Annotated in this window: 16 protein-coding genes and 1 pseudogene; 9 read left to right on the top strand and 8 right to left on the bottom strand. The window is 52.0% G+C overall.

Annotated features, from left to right (window positions below; translation table 11 throughout):
* The first annotated feature begins 15 nt into the window (after positions 1-15).
* Positions 16-1,023: an alpha/beta hydrolase gene (locus tag NWV12_RS18050; RefSeq protein ID WP_101744665.1), complete on the top strand. Its 1,008-nt coding sequence runs from the start codon at positions 16-18 to the stop codon at positions 1,021-1,023.
* A gap of 213 nt (positions 1,024-1,236) precedes the next feature.
* Here the strand turns inward: NWV12_RS18050 and NWV12_RS18045 are convergent, their stop codons facing one another.
* Positions 1,237-1,962, bottom strand: coding sequence for a type 1 glutamine amidotransferase (locus tag NWV12_RS18045; RefSeq protein ID WP_101744664.1), 726 nt, complete (start codon positions 1,960-1,962; stop codon positions 1,237-1,239).
* Positions 1,963-2,075: 113 nt separating this feature from the next.
* On the opposite strand from NWV12_RS18045, the gene NWV12_RS18040 reads away from it, so the two are divergent.
* Positions 2,076-2,843, top strand: a complete 768-nt coding sequence (locus NWV12_RS18040; protein WP_101744722.1) for a helix-turn-helix transcriptional regulator — start codon at positions 2,076-2,078, stop codon at positions 2,841-2,843.
* Positions 2,844-3,011: 168 nt separating this feature from the next.
* On the opposite strand, the gene cynS is transcribed toward NWV12_RS18040, so the two are convergent.
* The gene (cynS, locus tag NWV12_RS18035; RefSeq protein ID WP_032650464.1) at positions 3,012-3,482 is read right to left on the bottom strand and encodes a cyanase; all 471 of its coding nucleotides are present in this window, start codon (positions 3,480-3,482) and stop codon (positions 3,012-3,014) included.
* 27 nt (positions 3,483-3,509) lie between these two features.
* Entirely contained in the window at positions 3,510-4,169 is a 660-nt protein-coding gene (locus NWV12_RS18030; RefSeq protein WP_101744663.1) for a carbonic anhydrase, read from the bottom strand.
* Positions 4,170-4,279: 110 nt separating this feature from the next.
* Here NWV12_RS18030 and cynR point away from each other — a divergent pair, with 110 nt between their 5' ends.
* Positions 4,280-5,167, top strand: coding sequence for a transcriptional regulator CynR (cynR, locus tag NWV12_RS18025; protein WP_101744662.1), 888 nt, complete (start codon positions 4,280-4,282; stop codon positions 5,165-5,167).
* 146 nt (positions 5,168-5,313) lie between these two features.
* Here the strand turns inward: cynR and NWV12_RS18020 are convergent, their stop codons facing one another.
* The 5 genes and pseudogenes from NWV12_RS18020 to NWV12_RS18000 all read right to left on the bottom strand — a co-directional run bounded on the left by NWV12_RS18020 (position 5,314) and on the right by NWV12_RS18000 (position 8,094).
* The gene (locus NWV12_RS18020) at positions 5,314-5,529 is read right to left on the bottom strand and encodes a YdgH/BhsA/McbA-like domain containing protein (protein ID WP_101744661.1); all 216 of its coding nucleotides are present in this window, start codon (positions 5,527-5,529) and stop codon (positions 5,314-5,316) included.
* A gap of 346 nt (positions 5,530-5,875) precedes the next feature.
* Positions 5,876-5,977, bottom strand: a pseudogene (locus NWV12_RS18015) (hypothetical protein); the annotation flags it as partial.
* Positions 5,978-6,352: 375 nt separating this feature from the next.
* Positions 6,353-6,844 carry a putative zinc ribbon protein gene (locus NWV12_RS18010; RefSeq protein WP_101744660.1) on the bottom strand — a complete coding sequence of 164 codons (492 nt, stop codon included), beginning with the start codon at positions 6,842-6,844 and terminating at the stop codon, positions 6,353-6,355.
* Positions 6,845-6,973: 129 nt separating this feature from the next.
* A complete protein-coding gene (locus NWV12_RS18005) occupies positions 6,974-7,615 on the bottom strand; it encodes an inovirus Gp2 family protein (protein ID WP_101744659.1) in 642 nt (213 codons plus the stop codon).
* 245 nt (positions 7,616-7,860) lie between these two features.
* Positions 7,861-8,094: an AlpA family transcriptional regulator gene (locus tag NWV12_RS18000; protein WP_101744658.1), complete on the bottom strand. Its 234-nt coding sequence runs from the start codon at positions 8,092-8,094 to the stop codon at positions 7,861-7,863.
* A gap of 380 nt (positions 8,095-8,474) precedes the next feature.
* Here NWV12_RS18000 and NWV12_RS17995 point away from each other — a divergent pair, with 380 nt between their 5' ends.
* The 6 genes from NWV12_RS17995 (at position 8,475) to NWV12_RS17970 (ending at position 12,885) form a co-directional block, all read left to right on the top strand.
* On the top strand, positions 8,475-9,704 hold the full coding sequence (locus NWV12_RS17995) for a hypothetical protein (protein WP_101744657.1): 1,230 nt from the start codon (positions 8,475-8,477) through the stop codon (positions 9,702-9,704).
* Positions 9,705-9,882: 178 nt separating this feature from the next.
* Positions 9,883-10,452 (top strand): hypothetical protein, encoded by a 570-nt coding sequence (locus tag NWV12_RS17990; RefSeq protein WP_158641728.1) that lies wholly within the window; start codon positions 9,883-9,885, stop codon positions 10,450-10,452.
* 139 nt (positions 10,453-10,591) lie between these two features.
* Positions 10,592-11,329, top strand: a complete 738-nt coding sequence (locus tag NWV12_RS17985) for a DUF3944 domain-containing protein (RefSeq protein WP_101744656.1) — start codon at positions 10,592-10,594, stop codon at positions 11,327-11,329.
* Between the two features lie 19 nt (positions 11,330-11,348).
* Positions 11,349-12,035 (top strand): WYL domain-containing protein, encoded by a 687-nt coding sequence (locus NWV12_RS17980; protein WP_101744655.1) that lies wholly within the window; start codon positions 11,349-11,351, stop codon positions 12,033-12,035.
* An 11-nt stretch (positions 12,036-12,046) separates the two neighbouring features.
* Positions 12,047-12,487: a hypothetical protein gene (locus tag NWV12_RS17975; protein ID WP_101744654.1), complete on the top strand. Its 441-nt coding sequence runs from the start codon at positions 12,047-12,049 to the stop codon at positions 12,485-12,487.
* A gap of 35 nt (positions 12,488-12,522) precedes the next feature.
* Positions 12,523-12,885 carry a hypothetical protein gene (locus NWV12_RS17970; RefSeq protein ID WP_101744653.1) on the top strand — a complete coding sequence of 121 codons (363 nt, stop codon included), beginning with the start codon at positions 12,523-12,525 and terminating at the stop codon, positions 12,883-12,885.
* Positions 12,886-13,067 lie beyond the last annotated feature (182 nt).

The raw sequence follows: 13,067 nt of genomic DNA, 5'->3' as shown, positions 1-13,067 counted from the left end.
TATCAAGGTCGTACTATGAATATGAAATCTGTGTTGCTGACTGCCGCAATGGCAGCCATTTCCGCCAACAGCTTTGCCGACGCGTCTCAGCCGGAGCGTCACGTGCAGGAATTTCTCAATGCCCTGAACGGTGCCGGCGGCAAGCCTATTGAACTGTTGTCTCCGCAGGACGCGCGTCAGGTGCTGATCAGCGCCCAGAAAGGTGCGAAACTGCCTGCTGCTGACGTCACTGATAAAACGATCAACGTCGATGGTGGCTCCATCAAACTTCACATTGTGAAGCCTCATAACGCGCAGGGTACCCTGCCAGTCTTTATGTTCTTCCACGGCGGCGGCTGGATACTGGGCGATTTTGCGACGCACGAACGTCTTGTTCGTGACCTGGTGACTGAGTCTGGTGCAGCGGCCGTTTTTGTCGACTATACGCCATCACCGGAAGCGCATTTCCCGGTTGCGATTAATCAGGCTTATGCAGCAACCCGCTGGGTTGCTGAGCACGGTAGCGAAATTGGCGTTGACGGCAGTCGTCTGGCGCTGGTAGGTAACAGCGTCGGCGGTAACATGGTTGCAGCCGTAGCGCTCCAGGCCAAACAGCATAAAGCGCCGGCGATCCGCTACGAAGTCATGCTCTGGCCTGTAACTGACGCGAATTTCAATACCGGGTCTTATAACCAGTATGAGAACGGGTATTTCCTGTCGCGTAATATGATGAAATGGTTCTGGGATGCTTACACCACTAAAGAAAGCGATCGTAACAACATCCTGGCATCGCCGCTGCGCGCCACGCCTGAACAACTGAAGGGGCTGCCTCCTACTCTGATTCAGACAGCCGAACTTGACGTGCTGCGCGATGAAGGTGAGGCGTTTGGCCGCAAACTTGATGCCGCAGGTGTCGACGTGACGGTGACACGCTACAACGGGTTAATTCATGACTACGGCCTGCTGAACGCGCTGAGCGACGTGCCTGCTGTGCGGACCGCACTTGCTCAGGCCGGCGATGAGCTCAAAGAACACCTGAAATAGCTGCCTGGACCGGCCGGTTTCATCGGCCGGTCGGTTTTTGCCCTCTGCCACTGTCCGGACTGCCGCACGAACTTTATGAAACCGGACTATTTAGCATTTTTTGTACTTCCCCCGTTAAGCTTGCGACCTGTTGCCTGCCGGGGGCTTTTTTTTTCGACTCAGTAATGTTGTCAGTCATCAACCCGGCTCGTGATCCTGCTGCAGGTCATGAAATCATAACCCGGTCCGGCGGTAGCGTGACTCAAGCTTGTCGAGAAAAGTGAACAACACATTATTCATTTTTGTGTAGTCGTGGGTCCTTAACTCTTCCGCTGACTGGACAAACCGATAGTCTGCCGCCCGGCTCAGGTCATCGCCGGAATGCGCAATCAGTAATTCAACAACGGACCGCGTGAGTTCCATGTGGCACTGAAACCCGTAGACCAGATCAGAATAAGCCACTATCTGTCGCGGGCAGCCTTCGCTCCAGGCGATAATTTCGGCCCCCGGCGTAAGCCCCGGCATATCGTTATGCCAGTGCCCGACGTCAAGCTGATGGCCGAAGTGAGAAAACAACGGGTTGTGCTCGCTCGCAGCGGTCATAAATACCGGAAACTTACCGATTTCTTTTTCCGGACTGTGGGCAAACGGAGCCCCCAGGGCTTCCCCAATCAACTGGGCGCCCAGGCAGACGCCGATGACGGCTTTACCCAGAAGAACTGCAGAGGCAATAAGCGCCTGTTCGGCAAGGGAATCAAAATGTGCACATTCATCAGGGGTGACGGACGGATCCTGTGGCCCTCCCATCACTACCAGCAGATCGATATCCCGTACACCACCAGGAAGCTTTTGACCCGCATACACGCGCGAAAAGGTTACCTTGTGGCCACGAGCCATAGCCCAGGTTTCAAACGCCCCTGGTGCTTCAAAATCTTCATGCACAATAAAATGTACTTGCATAGGCTTATATCCTTCTGAGTCCTGTTGAGTAATAGGTCAGGTGCACTCCCCCCGCGAAATACCGGTCGGGTGACGCCAGTCGGATCATGATAGACGTGAGGTTGGAATCTGAAATGCCAGTAAGCATCGATAAAGCGCCAAGACACGATGAATCAGCGGGCTGTTCAGCCACGGCCATTTCCTACCGGCGCGGGGAAGAAGATCCCCCTCATTATCACCTGGAAGGACAACTTTTATACGCCAGCAGTGGCGTTCTGCTGGTTGAGGCTGCAGGCAGGCGATGGGTTATTCCCCCTCAGCGGGCGCTCTGGCTCCCACCGTTGATTGAACACTCTTACAGACTTCTGTCGCATACGGAGCTGCGCGCGGTTTACCTCAGTGGCAGCCTGATTTCTGAGTGCACACATTTCTCAGAGAATAACCGGGTACACGTGATCGACGTGGTCCCGCTGGTCAAGGAGTTAATAGCTGGCCTGTTTAACAATGATTACCACACACTGACGAAGCGAAAAATGGCGCTTTTACTTCTGGAAATCATCGGCGAAGCGCCCTCCGTACCCGCAGAGCTACCGATGCCGCAGGATGACCGATTATTACGTGCAGCAGGGGAGCTGATGCTCAGCCATCGCTGGGAAACCACGTTATCTGATATGGCTGACATAGCAAACATGTCGGAAAGGTCTTTCTCCCGCCTGTTTTTACGCGATACGGGGTTCAGCTTCCGGACATGGAAACAGCGGGCAAGAATATACGCATCACTGGAGCTTCTTTCCGAAAACGTATCAGTTAAACAGGTTGCCTGGCAGCTTGGCTTTTCTTCGCCTGCCGCATTTTCAGCCGCATTCCGTGCAGTTATGGGGGTAACACCCGGTGAGTTTTGACAGGGTTAGCCGGGGTACGACGGCACACCGGGCATTGCCGCTATCCGGCACCGTGACGATGCTGACACAGCAGCTTTCAGGCGCTCAACGCGGGAGCGGCAGCACAGCATCGCGACTGAAAACGCAGGCAGCCCGGCACTTCAGTTACCGGGCTGGGTGATGAGGGGATCAGAAAGGCTTGGTTGGCAGGTACTTGCCGTCCAGGGTGATCACGGCACGGTGTCCACCGTCCGGATCTTCAACTTTTTTGATGTCCAGTTTGAAGTTAATGGCGCTGATTATGCCGTCGCCGAACTTCTCGTGAACCAGTGCCTTGAGGGTGGGACCGTAAACTGACATCATCTCGTAGAAACGGTAGATTGTCGGATCGGTCGGGATGCCATCGGCAAAGCTGCCGCGCACGGGCACCGACTGCAGCAGTTTAACTTCATCGGCATTCAGGTCGAGCTTCCTGCCGACAACGACCGCTGCGTCGGCAGGTAACGGATGCTGGCCAAGCAAAGCTGCGGTAACGAAGGCTTCCGACAAGCCGGTCCCGTCAACAATTTCGGCGAAAGATAGGTCCTTGCGGGCCTTAGCCAGAATGATGGTTTCGGTGAGTGCCTGACGTGCTGCCTGGGTAACTTGGGTCTGGATCATGGTCTTTTCTCCTGGTCGGTAAGGGGTTCAGGCAACATGCCTGGATTGTGAGGAAACGGCTTTAACTTCTGGATTTTCAGCAAGGGACACGAAAGCACCGGTTCTGCCATCAAAAGCATCAATACGACCGCTCTCAATGTCATAGATCCAGCCGTGCAGGGCCACCCGGCCTTCTTCAAGCGCCAGACGAACGGACGGATGGGTCTGGATATTAGCCAGCTGAGCGACGACGTTTTCGCGCACCATAGCCGCGACTTTGGATGACTGATCGGGATGCTGTCGGGCTTCATTCACCACACGGGCAGAGTCGGCATAGCGCAGCCAGCTCGATACGGCGGGCATATGGTCGAGACATTTACAGGTGGCAACGGCGGTCATGGCGCCGCAGTCAGAGTGGCCGCAAATCACGATGTCATTCACCTGGAGCGCGGCGACTGCATACTCCACTGAGGCTGAAACCCCGCCCGGTTCCGGACCGTAAGACGGCACAATGTTACCGGCGTTACGGATCACGAATAAATCGCCAGGTTCGCGCTGGGTAACCAGTTCGGGCACCAGACGGCTGTCAGAGCAGGAAATGAACAATGCTCTCGGGCTTTGCTGATTAGCCAGGCTTTTGAACAGCTTGACCCGCTCGGGGAAAGCGTTTTTCTGGAACTTCAGAAAACCTTCAATAATCTCTTTCATGGTTGCAATCTCAGTGTCGGTTGTGTGTGACTGAGATTAAACAACCCGTAGCATAAGGTAAAAGTCTATATTATTATGGATTAATTCAGATAATCTTATGATGGTAAGTTATGCTCGCACGTCACATACGGTATTTTCAGGCTGTTGCTGAACATCTCAGCTTCACCAAAGCTGCGGCTGCACTGCACGTCTCTCAGCCAGCCCTCTCGCAGCTGGTCAAACAACTGGAAGAAGAGCTCGGCACCCAGTTGTTTGACCGATCTGGTCGTACAACATGTCTGACGGATACCGGACACGCTTATCTTCAGTATGTACGCCGTGCATCTCAGGAGTTGCGGGAAGCCACGCGCGCGATCCACGACGTGAACGATCTCAGTCGTGGTTCGCTTCGCTTAGCCGTGACGCCAACCTTCACAACGTATCTTGTCGGGCCGCTGGTCGAGGCATTCCACCTTCGCTACCCGGAGATCACCCTCAATGTACGGGAGATTTCACAGGAAAGTATGGAAGAGCTTCTCCAGGAAGGAGAGCTGGACGTGGGGATAGCATTCGGGGATGTTCACTGCCCGGACATCGACGCGATACCGTTGCTGGACGAAACGCTTGCCCTCGTGGCAAACAGCGGGCACAGGCTTGCGAAGGAAAAATCTGTCGGGCTACAGGCTTTGAACAACGAGTCACTGGTATTACTCAGCAAGGAATTCGCGACCCGCGAACAGATTGACAGCTACTGCCGTAGACACAGTATTCATCCAAAGGTGCTGATGGAAGCTAACGCTCTCGGGGCGGTAATAGAAATTGTCCGCAGGACATCTTTGTCCACGCTCCTGCCCGCCAGAACGGCCCTGGCCCAGGATAATCTGGTGGCGATCGCCCTGGAACCCGAGCGCCTGACGCGCACAGCGGTCCTGATGCGTCGAAAGGACGCTTATCAGAGCTTTGCTGCTCGAGCATTTACTGAACTGGCAGCAGAAATATCCGCCCAGCTGAACGGGTAACTGCCTTTTTACAGTGACAGACGCAGGCAGGACCGATGCTTGCCTGGCAGCCGCCGTCAGTAAGAAACAGTTATACCGCAGTCTCAAAAGCAGAAAGGGCCGCCCGTCGGGCGGCCCTTTCCGGCACCTCCTTGTACGACCATTCCTTATTTGTGCAGCTTAGCGGTCATGTGTACGACGTCATTGCTGCTGGCTTCAGTGATGGTGTATTGAGCACCCTGTTGCTGAGCCTGCGCAGCAATCTTAGCCTCAGCCTCGTCGAGCGTCAGCGCAGTCGCGGTAATGCTCTGCGCTGATACTGAGGCTGACATCAGTGAAAGAGTGGTTACGGCGACGATTGACAAAGTTTTGATAATTTTCATGGTCTTAATCCTTAGGTTACATGGTCAAAGGAGTGTTCTCCTTCGCTGTAACGCAAGGTTAAGTAATTCATGTTATAAGGTAAAAGTCTCATTCATTATAGATCAATTCAGATTATCTTATGTGTGCATAAGGGCTGAAGAACGAAACTGTATTCAATACCGGAGCATGAAGATGTTGCCGGCAACGGAAGACTCTCTGCTATTAGAAAAATTGACATGATGAATGCCTGCGCTTCAGTTGTTTCGGGAGCAGTTTAACCTGAATGAAAACGCCTGCTCTTCGCTCAAAACTGATAGTGTGGCCTGCGCCAGAAGTATGTTATTCAAACGAAAATTCATATCATCACTTAAACGCTTTGTATGCGATCATGTTCGACCCCTTCACACTCAGCTTCTCGCTGATGTCCACATTTCTGACCATTACTCCCTCATCATATTCCGCTGGAGTGATAATCCATGTTCGTTGTGTTCAAAGCGCGGACGTTCCGTGTTGTACTCAGGATGGTAGCTGAGGGCTGCCGCAGAGGTGGCAGCAGTAGTGGTCTAAGGGGCAGTCTGAGCTGTTCTGGCTCCGTATGGCGACCATAATCATCCAGGTTTGGCGTATATAATCAGACTCTGTCTCGGGCGCAGCGTCAGTCCACACCGTTCAGGCCGCGTGATGCAGCCGTTATATGGTTGTGGTAATGCTGCGGGTCTGGGAGATGGTAGGTTGGTAAGGCTGGGGTAGTGCAGTATCTCTCTACATTATGGGAATATAATGTAGAAAACTACTGATGGGTTAGTTGCCGCGCATGATAGCTCCCGCCTTCATGTATTACAGTTACGACAGAATGCTAGGGCTGTCAGGCACTTCAGGTTCATCCTGGGGAATGTCTTTCCAGGTGAGTGCAAAACGCGAGCCGGTAAGGCATTCAGGCAGCGCTGTGTCTGTATCTTCGATGCTGTAAATCCCTGAGCCACAGTATTCACAGAACTTCAGCCCGTAATAATTATTCCCACATAGCACACAGTGCCAGTCATGACCTACAGTGCTGTAGACTGGTAGCGTTGCCACAATGTGGCGGAGAAACACCAGACGACCATATCGTTTCCTGTCCTCATCGATATATGAACAGCGCTCAGCCTTTGACGGTGTCAGACTCATCAGGTCATGTGTGAAATAAGCGTCCATGTCATTTTTTGCCGGGTGCAACTGCAGCACGCAATAACAATGAGGGCAAAGCCAGGTGGTTTTCGGGTGCTGAATTGCATTCCATGGCGTGTAATATTTTCCTGACGGACCGATGGCAAGGTATTGCGGGGTGATTTGCATTGTAAAACTCCGGCCTGTTTAACAGGTGTGATAGAGCGCCGCCAGAGAACGGGCTCAGGTGCAATTGAGTGAGAAAAGTGAAGCGACCGTTAACACATTTCGCTAACAGTCGGATGGGGATTCAGATTCTTAGCGAGGCTTGCGACGACTGCCGATAAGCGAGGGATTATCTTGGCTGCAACCAAAGGAGCGTCCGTCACCATATCGCTTGCTGGCCTCCTTACTCAGATACCATGCCCACTCAAGCGCTCTGAAGTATTCCGGGGGCTTCTCCCTATTTTTCAGCTGATTAATCCAGATGGGCTGACCATCTGGAAACCGGATCCGTGAAGCGTACTGTGGCCAGGGGAGTGACAGAGCACTGCACCAGGCCTTCTGAATCAGGTTCGCCAGGGAAGGCAATTTCCCGCTCTCAGGAGGATCAAAGCTCCCCAATTGGTGGAAGGCATCTTTGTTGAGCAGCAATACAACATGATAATGGCGGTTACCACTTTGCGGTCCGTATTCACGACACCAGATATAACGCAGTGAAGTGGGGTGGTCACAGGTGATGCCTGCCTGTCGTTTGGCGCTAAACAGTGATGCCATATGGGTTTTCAGTGAATCGATGAAGCGTGAGATAACACGCTCATCCCTGCGTCCTGTACCTTCAACAGGGAAACGTAAGTCAGCACGGAATACAGCCAGCCGGGGATACTGCTCAGTTGCCGCATCAAAGACCTGACGGGTGCGCTCTGCGTAACTGGCATTAAGTAGGTATGTTGAATTCATGGGGTTGTTCTCGAATATGGGTTTGTGTCATCTGAATGACAGGGCTATTCCCTCCAGAGGGAAATAGCCTGCTCAGATCACAAGGGGTATGTGTTTATCTGATGAGGAAGGAATATCTGTTTACTTATCTGTTTATCTTTTATTTATAATAATAAACCCGCGTTTTCCTCCTGCTCAAAAGCATCGGCACGCATGCATTTTATTCATCCGATGCCATTGTCCTCGTGGGATTTATCGCTCTGGAGTTATTTTTCTTCGGGCTGCTCCTCTTCACGCGATTCCTCGATGCGTTCTTTCAGCCATTTTTCCACCTCGCTTTTAAACCAGCGCGATGCCCGACCTAACTTTATCGGCTTCGGAAACTTCTTCTCTTTGATGAGTTTGTAGAACCATTTATCTGTGAGACCTGTGAAGGCTGTGATGAATTTCATGTCGACCATCTGATCGCTGAGCAGGTTGACGGGTGCTGATGCTGGCATGTGATGTACTCCCTTGAGATGACAATGTGGCGGGAGGTGTCGGTGGCCTGTGGCGAGGGCGACGACACTTCCTCAAGGGATTGGCAAAGCTGGTCAGGAAATACCTGCCGCTTCAGAGCGCCACCTTCTTCAGGGGACGCCTATAGCGGCACGCTTCGAATTCACTGCTTTTAAAAAATGAATATTACAGGTTTTCTTATGCGATGAATTGTGCGTAACTTATTGATTAATTGAATGATAAAGTTAATTTCAAGAGCATAAAAAATTCATTAATGTCATCATAAAAACTTCATCATCACTATCATTATTATTGCACTTAATTAGTCATGTTTATTACTATGTAATTAATGAGTAGTTAAGCTGATGAAGGCAGGCTGAGCATGTCGAAAAATAAAAAATGGAATAAAAAAGCACAAAACAGCAGCCACAATGATGGTCTGGCGCAGGCGGTAAACAGTGCTCAAAAGGCGCGGGATATCACGTCCTCGAACGTCCATATTCCATCCCCGGCAGCGCCCGGGGTCGAACGACCCGAACCGAAAAAGAGACCTGACAACAACGATATTGATACTCAATCTGCGACGGATGAAGCGCCACAGATTGATGACAGCGCGATTAATAAGTTTGATCTCAGAAAGCTGAGAATGGCACTGGTGACTCTGGCAGAGGCGGGAGTAGATATGTCTGATCTCGTCTTCATTAACCCCGGCAACAGTTCTCCTGCGCGGGAAAGAAATCGCTACCTTTTTATTCAGCGGCCGTACCACAATCGCCTGGAGTTAATCACGCTGGTGAAGCGCTATGTCAGACGCAGCCGTTTCAGGGATGAAGGAATGCAGGCGTTTAATCAGGCAGTGAAAGATAAGTCGGCTTTCTATCTTATCGAGGAGTCAGCCCTGTCATGGCTGGAAGATAAAAAGGCAGCCTGTTGGGCGTGGTGCTATATCAAGAATCAAAGCAAACCGATCCCCTTGCCTCCCGATACACGCTGGCAGGCGAATGCCAGCGTGAATCACCCCGCCTTTGTCAGTCCTGAGCATATGCCTGCGGATATTCCGCCATTTTACAGCGACACCGGTATTCCTGAGCCTGAAATAAGCCCTAAAGGGTTGCTGGAAGTGGTCACGGCTTTTTTTGACCACTGGCTTGTTGAACGCCATATCAAGCACGGCGAAGCGGATAAACTCCGGCGTATGTGGGGAGCCCTGAACCAGCGGGCGGAAATGAAAAAGTCGCCTTTTGATTTCCTTGATGGCAGCAACAGTGACGCCATTGATTGGTGCTGGTCGTATGTAACAAACAAAATGTTCGGTATAAACTGGTACAGATTCAGTGCAACATCCGACAGCGATCGCCGGGCACTCCTGGATAGCCTTTACCAGGTATGGGAATGCCCACCGGACACCCGAAAACTCTTTGTGCATGAACTCCGGCGAGCCTGGAGTCAGCGGAAGTTCCGGGCTGAACAAAAGCAGCGGAAATTGTTCCAGGCGTATATCGCCCCCCGGACAAAAGAGAAACTCAGCCAGCTTGCTAAAGAGCGGGGGATGAAAATGAATGAAATACTGGAACGGCTCATCGAAGATGCCTACAGTCTGATGAAAAAGTAGACATTGGCTGCTGGCTTTACGCGACGGAGAGCAATGGCTGCATCTTCTCAACCTTAAAAACTGCAAATAAAAAAATCACAGACCCATATCACCTTAGCGACAACCAACAGAGGCTGTCGTTAAGGAGGTTTTTCTGGATATCAATTTATTACGTCAGCTGTTTGGCGAGATTTATGCCTTGGCCGTTGAAGGCACAACCATCACCGATTCAGCAACTATGCTGGCTGACAGCTACCGGCAGCCAGGCAAAAGCCCCCGTGATGTGGCGGAATCTCTCGTTATGTATGAATCCCTCAAAGCATGTGGCTCTGGTTTTGCCTGTGGCCTGGCGGGAAGCGCGTTATTGCCACTGAGCGTAACCGCCGATGTCTGCTCTTCACTGTTTTTTCAGATGCGACTATGCGCAGCGGTTGCCATCACTGGAGGACATTGCACAAATGACCCACGGGTACGACTGCTCTGCTGGGGTGCGGTTGCCGGAGATATCTGCGCGGATGCCATCAGTGGTATTGCCACTAGACTGTTGAATCAAGCAATGACATTACCAGAGGCTGAAGCTGCACTGCTTACCAGCATGCGCGATGGACTACGCGTCAGTTATGGCGGTCTTTCACTGAAAGAAAGTCTGTTGGTCTCTTTGTTGGGTGGGGCTGTAAGTGGCACGGCCGCCTGGCTGGTCACCCGCCTGACAGGGCAACTGGCAATCCGTCTGTTTCTTCCTCCACCAGCACCGCCCTGCGCAGCATAATCTTTCGTATTTCTTTTTCGGACACTACCTGTCCGCTTCGCTCAATTTAACCCACTGATTTTTATGCCTCTGCGGCCATGCCCGTGCAGTCGTGTTTGTTATCGTTTTTTCCTGACGACACAGACACGAGAAAGAAGAGATGGCCGTATATCGCGATGACGTTGACCTGCAGTTCCTGGGGCGTTGCGAGAATGAGGACCTGGATTTACTGGTCAGCCTCATTGCCCATGACCCACGGGATAAAACCCTGCGCTGGACGGAAACGCTGTCCGGCAGCGACAACTACAAACGTTTTTACCCGGCGCACCGTAATTACTGGCAGGAGATTGCCGCTGAAATCCAGACCTTCGGTGCCAGCAGTATCGCCAGTGTGTTCAGAGGCGGAAAAGGCGTGCTGTATCGGGAAGTGTTATGCGATGTCTGTGACCATACAGGCGTGAAATACAGGAAGGAGGAGGCAACCGAAACCATTGAACTCTCGCTGCTGATGAAGATGCTCGAAAAAAGCCTCAGCGAAATGTCTCGGGCTGAGCTGCGAGAGTTTGCTGACAGCATGGGCACGGAACTGACCGCGCCAACGGTACCGCTGGTACTGATGGCGATACAGACTGCTGTCCGGTCTTCTGGTTTTGCAGCCTATCGTCTGTCGGTCGTGATGCTCAGTACGCTTGCGAAGGTTGTACTGGGGCGCACGCTCCCCATCGTGACTTATCTGACTCTGACCCGCTCTATCAGTGTACTGGCCGGGCCGGTTGGTATCGCTCTGAGCACCGGTTGGCTGATTGCCGATATGGCAGGCCCGGCACGGCGCGTTACGGTTCCAGCCTGTCTGCTGGTCGCATGTCTGCGTCAGCAGTACCTATACAAATCTCTGTAATCAACGGAAACCCTTCACTATGTCTGCGGAAGAAAAACAGCACGATCGCATGGCATCACGGCTGGCGATCATCATCAGTCGCCTGCTGATGGGGGAACGGCTGTCAGTTACGGGGTTGTCTCAGGAGTTTCGTATCTCGGAGCGCACCCTGCGCCGGGATTTTCGTGAACGCCTGAGCTGTCTGGAGTTGACATATCAGCAGGGTTGCTGGTCATTGGCCCACCAGCACGAAGGCCTGCGCACCAACCGGGATATTCTGCACTTTGCAAGAGTAACCCGCACAGAGCAGCTATTCCCGGCAATGGATAACCGGCTGATATCGGTACTGACTGACAGCTCCGTAGAGCCACCTTTTATCGTCTGGCAGTCTCCACCGGAGCGCAAGCCCGGTCCCTTCGGCAGTTTCTGGCGTATCACACAGGCCATTATGGAGCGAACTCTGCTGGATCTGACCGCAGAGGGGCAGCAGTACCGCTGGTTCGCACCTTATCGCCTGATTTATTTCGAGAACGGCTGGTACCTGGTCGGTGAGCACGCCCGGCAACTGCAGGTCTTTCTGCTGGAAAGCATTACCGATGTTTGCCTGACGCCAAGGCAGTTTTTGCGCAGAAGGCAGGTGAGCGAACTGACCGGTGACCCACATTTCATTCACGCTTTGCCGCACTTCCGGTTTGTCCGGAGAGTGCTGGCTGAAACCGATAATTAAGGGCATTATTGATGAAAAAAACCGTACTTATGCTGATGCTACTGGCATCAGCTCAGGCCAGTGCAGCCACTAATATGTGGACCCGCGCCAGTGTGCAGGGTGTGACGGAATACCGGATACAAAACAAAAATGGTGCTGAGCTGTTGCTGGCCTGTTCGCCGGAGGACAATGTGTTCGTTCAGTACACATCACCCGATGGCAAAACTCTCGCCAGCGTTGGAGATGATGGACGCAGCGTTCAGGCGCAGACCGACAACAGCGACACGTTTCTGATAAACGATACAGTTTCTGATGCCGGGGGCAGTAACTTCGAAGCATTCTGGGATGCAGCCAGAAAATCCCATCATATCCATATAACGGCGACCGGACTGACCTCCACTAGCTTCACCTTCAGCAATGCCGCAAAGATTTTGCCTGAGTTTGATAAATCAGACTGTCTGACCCGCATGTGAACCTTTACGACTCCAGCAAACATAAGGAAAAAATAATGAAAACAGCAATGAGTGCCCTCGTCGTGGCACTGATGGTCTCACCTTTGCTGCACGCCGCAGAGGCTCCGGTCAGGATTGGCCTTGAGCAGGTTAAGAATCCGTATTACCCGAATCTGCATCAGCAGCGTGTTCATGTTCAGTCACTGACTGACAGCGTCACCATTAACGATGTTGTCGTTAACCGGGGTAACTGCCCGATTCAGAAGTTGCCCACGGTTTACGCAGGTAGTAAGCCTGTAGCTCTGGTACCTTCAACGTTGACTTACGGGAAAGAGATTACTGTCTACATTAAAGGCCCATGCAGTGTGGCAGAGATTAATGTCATCACCAGTCAGGGGGACTGGCTGATGAAGTACTAATTTCGTTTGAATAATTTCTGGTCTGACAATCAGTTGTCAGACCCAGTTGTGGTATCAATCTTTATATCAAAGAAATCAGGTATTAATACTGCGTATTAATAGCCATTATAAACCCCTCCCCCGTAAGGTCCCTCCCCTTAAGTGAGTTCACCATAATATACATCTCATTTTTCATTGGGTTA

This window comes from Enterobacter sp. Crenshaw, from assembly GCF_024734705.1.
GTDB lineage: Bacteria > Pseudomonadota > Gammaproteobacteria > Enterobacterales > Enterobacteriaceae > Enterobacter > Enterobacter asburiae_B.
This window is presented reverse-complemented; position numbering and strand designations above follow the sequence as displayed.

What these genes read in the sequence shown, in the direction of transcription:
- NWV12_RS17980 (WP_101744655.1), top strand. Translation starts at nt 11,349, where the DNA reads ATGTCTGCGGAAGAAAAACAGCACGATCGCATGGCATCACGGCTGGCG.
- NWV12_RS18000 (WP_101744658.1), bottom strand. Translation starts at nt 8,094, where the DNA reads ATGCCAGCATCAGCACCCGTCAACCTGCTCAGCGATCAGATGGTCGAC.
- NWV12_RS18020 (WP_101744661.1), bottom strand. Translation starts at nt 5,529, where the DNA reads ATGAAAATTATCAAAACTTTGTCAATCGTCGCCGTAACCACTCTTTCA.
- NWV12_RS18050 (WP_101744665.1), top strand. Translation starts at nt 16, where the DNA reads ATGAATATGAAATCTGTGTTGCTGACTGCCGCAATGGCAGCCATTTCC.
- NWV12_RS18005 (WP_101744659.1), bottom strand. Translation starts at nt 7,615, where the DNA reads ATGAATTCAACATACCTACTTAATGCCAGTTACGCAGAGCGCACCCGT.
- NWV12_RS18030 (WP_101744663.1), bottom strand. Translation starts at nt 4,169, where the DNA reads ATGAAAGAGATTATTGAAGGTTTTCTGAAGTTCCAGAAAAACGCTTTC.
- NWV12_RS18045 (WP_101744664.1), bottom strand. Translation starts at nt 1,962, where the DNA reads ATGCAAGTACATTTTATTGTGCATGAAGATTTTGAAGCACCAGGGGCG.
- NWV12_RS17995 (WP_101744657.1), top strand. Translation starts at nt 8,475, where the DNA reads ATGTCGAAAAATAAAAAATGGAATAAAAAAGCACAAAACAGCAGCCAC.
- NWV12_RS18010 (WP_101744660.1), bottom strand. Translation starts at nt 6,844, where the DNA reads ATGCAAATCACCCCGCAATACCTTGCCATCGGTCCGTCAGGAAAATAT.
- cynS (WP_032650464.1), bottom strand. Translation starts at nt 3,482, where the DNA reads ATGATCCAGACCCAAGTTACCCAGGCAGCACGTCAGGCACTCACCGAA.
- NWV12_RS17970 (WP_101744653.1), top strand. Translation starts at nt 12,523, where the DNA reads ATGAAAACAGCAATGAGTGCCCTCGTCGTGGCACTGATGGTCTCACCT.
- NWV12_RS17975 (WP_101744654.1), top strand. Translation starts at nt 12,047, where the DNA reads ATGAAAAAAACCGTACTTATGCTGATGCTACTGGCATCAGCTCAGGCC.
- NWV12_RS17985 (WP_101744656.1), top strand. Translation starts at nt 10,592, where the DNA reads ATGGCCGTATATCGCGATGACGTTGACCTGCAGTTCCTGGGGCGTTGC.
- cynR (WP_101744662.1), top strand. Translation starts at nt 4,280, where the DNA reads ATGCTCGCACGTCACATACGGTATTTTCAGGCTGTTGCTGAACATCTC.
- NWV12_RS18040 (WP_101744722.1), top strand. Translation starts at nt 2,076, where the DNA reads ATGCCAGTAAGCATCGATAAAGCGCCAAGACACGATGAATCAGCGGGC.